This is a genomic window from Paramuribaculum intestinale, from assembly GCF_003024925.1.
Taxonomy (GTDB): domain Bacteria; phylum Bacteroidota; class Bacteroidia; order Bacteroidales; family Muribaculaceae; genus Paramuribaculum; species Paramuribaculum intestinale.
The window spans coordinates 1-1,846 of record NZ_PUED01000312.1 but is presented as its reverse complement, the minus strand read 5'-3'; the positions used below and the strand labels follow the sequence as shown (position 1 = coordinate 1,846).

Below are 1,846 nucleotides of genomic sequence, written 5' to 3'. Positions count from 1 at the left end.
CATGCAATTGCCCTTACGTCTATCTTTTCTCCTCACTCCTCTCGGGGGAAAGCCTTAGCGGCAAGGGGGCAGACAGCCCCCGTTGAGCGCCCCGTCAGCTAATCTGATGCAAACATAGTGACTTTCTGCAAATAGAAATCATTGGGAACTGGCGGTGGCTGAAGCAGGATTGAGCGTAACCTGTTCATATCTACCTTCAGGTAGTTGCTTGTGCTTGCTGTGCTTGCATGGCCGAGGGCGCTTGATATAATGGGGAGCGGAGTTCCGTTTTCCAAAAGCTCGGTGGCAAGTGAATGTCGCATTGCATGTATTCCATGGTGTCGTCTTCTTACATTGACCCCTGATGCCCTTATGGCTTCCTGCATGGCGCTCCATACTGTATCTCGGCATATCCTTGTATATGGAGGTCTTGACGATACAAAAATATGGTCATCGCCTGTAGTCGGTCGTTCTGCCTGTAGATAGTCGATAATGGCGTTGCCTATATCACTGAGCAGCGGGAGAATATTCTCTCGCTTGGTTTTCCACTGTACGATACGGATGATGTTTTTGTCCCAATCCACATCACTAAATCTCAATCGGATGATGTCTGACACCCTTAGTCCGAGCCTTGAAGCAAGGAGGAATATGGCATAATTTCGTCTTCCGTTATAACTGCTGCGATTTATTGCATTACCAATCTGTTCAATTTCTTGTGCGGTATAAACAGATGGTATCTTCTCTCTTTGGGGTGAACGAACTCCCTCAAGAAATGTACCGAGTTCGAATTTTACATACCCTTCATGGTAAAGGTATTTGCAGAAAGCGCGTATCACGAATAAACGCTGCGATTGATTGTTCTTTAATGATGATAAGAACTCCATCACATGTAACTCGGTTAATTCTGAGATTTTATCTATTCCCTTCAGATGTAAGGAAAGATTAAACTCTGACAGCACCTGTCGATATACGGTCAATGTTACAGGAGTGACACGCTCTTTCCTCTTTAGTTCTACAAGTTTCTGTGCGATTTCACCAATTTCCCCGTATAAGTCGTAAGTGCGAAGCTGGATATTCCTTTTCACAAAAGGTACATCCGGATTTTCCAATGCTGCGTTAAGAAAGTCAACGCAATGGCAGAGTCTCTGCCATCGTTTCAAGCCTTTACGGCTTTCAAGATAACGTATTCCGACATCGGAATCGAATTTTTCAAGCCCCATTTCCTTCATGTATGAAGAAATGTCTGATTTTACAATGGACTTGAACTCGGCTACCGTAGAAGGAAAGTAGCCGGCTTCAACCCATTTTTCCTCACATAGCTTGAGTAGTTTTGTGATTTGTTGTGATTTTGCCATATATGTTATTGTAAATGGTATTCAACTAATATGGCAATAAGATTTTTATCCTCAAAATATTATCACAAGTAATCCTAAAATTCAACACATTAGATTATGTTATATCTTCCAACTTGGGATAATATTATACTTTGGATAATAATGAGTGGCAAGAGAATAGACCTCATCATTGGTCATTACGCTGACGCCTTGACGCTTGACCTCGTTGAGTATGTACTGGCAACACTCCTCTACGGATTTGGAGGGGTCTGCATAGCGGATAGCGAACAGATTGTCGCTCTCTGCACGGCTATCGAGATAGTTGCGGATAGCCTCGATAAAATTCTCAGATGATTTCATAGTCGTATATTTTAGAAAGTTAATACCCAATAGATTATCAGTATTGCGGTTATAAGGGATATAACCCAGCCAGCACCTCGGATTACAGGTCTGACTATCGCCCACACCAGAGTTCCGATTATTGCTCCGATGATGATTGCCACCACCTTTGCAAACTTTTTTAACAGTATCTT

The 1,846-nt window shown here is 42.8% G+C and carries 2 protein-coding genes; both read right to left on the bottom strand.

Features of this window, described 5'->3' with window-relative positions; all coding sequences use genetic code 11:
- Positions 1-98 precede the first annotated feature (98 nt).
- Positions 99-1,334, bottom strand: coding sequence for a tyrosine-type recombinase/integrase (locus C5O24_RS14550; protein WP_237612985.1), 1,236 nt, complete (start codon positions 1,332-1,334; stop codon positions 99-101).
- A 99-nt stretch (positions 1,335-1,433) separates the two neighbouring features.
- Positions 1,434-1,673: a Cas9 inhibitor AcrIIA9 family protein gene (locus C5O24_RS13070; RefSeq protein ID WP_107035438.1), complete on the bottom strand. Its 240-nt coding sequence runs from the start codon at positions 1,671-1,673 to the stop codon at positions 1,434-1,436.
- Between the last annotated feature and the right edge of the window lie 173 nt (positions 1,674-1,846).

What these genes read in the sequence shown, in the direction of transcription:
- C5O24_RS14550 (WP_237612985.1), bottom strand. Translation starts at nt 1,334, where the DNA reads ATGGCAAAATCACAACAAATCACAAAACTACTCAAGCTATGTGAGGAA.
- C5O24_RS13070 (WP_107035438.1), bottom strand. Translation starts at nt 1,673, where the DNA reads ATGAAATCATCTGAGAATTTTATCGAGGCTATCCGCAACTATCTCGAT.